The organism is Clostridium sp. DSM 17811 (assembly GCF_018861905.1).
In the GTDB taxonomy this organism is placed as follows: Bacteria; Bacillota; Clostridia; order Clostridiales; family Clostridiaceae; genus Clostridium_AD; species Clostridium_AD frigoriphilum.
In genome coordinates this window covers 1-563 of sequence record NZ_JAHLDU010000097.1, presented here as the reverse complement: position 1 = coordinate 563, position 563 = coordinate 1, and the positions used below count along the sequence as shown (strand labels likewise).

Genomic DNA, 563 nt, shown 5'->3' with positions numbered 1-563 from the left:
CGTTCTTTAGCTTGTTTCAGAAATTGAGCAATTTTAGTAACTATCATCATTTAAGTATATACTTATGGTGATAGTTTTTATCGGCTCAACATCTGAATCCAAACCTATTCAAAGCACGCTATATATTAGAAATCAAAAAAACACAATGACGTGAAAGCAGACGATAACGTACCTTGCCTATATTATGTTTCAAAAAATCAGAAATAGTCAAGGAAAGCATATAAGTATTAAACATCTAGATCTCAGATTTATCTGTTATGTAGGTGTTTTTTTATAAGCTATTATAATTATAATTCTTAAGCTAAATCTAATACTTTTTTAATCTGTTTTTAAGAAATATATTATATTCTATATGTAGTAATTTATATCTTATATTATTATTAGTTAGGGGGCACTAAGGACAATGATATCTTTAATACAGAAATTTGATAGTTCAATATTATTATATATAAAAGATTATATTTATCTGTGCATTATCCTACAGATATTTTAGGTGGTATAGTTTTGGGACTTATATGTAGTGGGATAATAATTTTTTTATTTGATAAAATAAGTTGTTTAAA

General features: G+C 24.9%; 1 protein-coding gene. It reads left to right on the top strand.

What is annotated here, in order from left to right:
• Positions 1-438 precede the first annotated feature (438 nt).
• Positions 439-563: phosphatase PAP2 family protein (locus tag KPL44_RS25980; RefSeq protein WP_216256130.1), on the top strand; the 125-nt coding region annotated here is incomplete at its 3' end.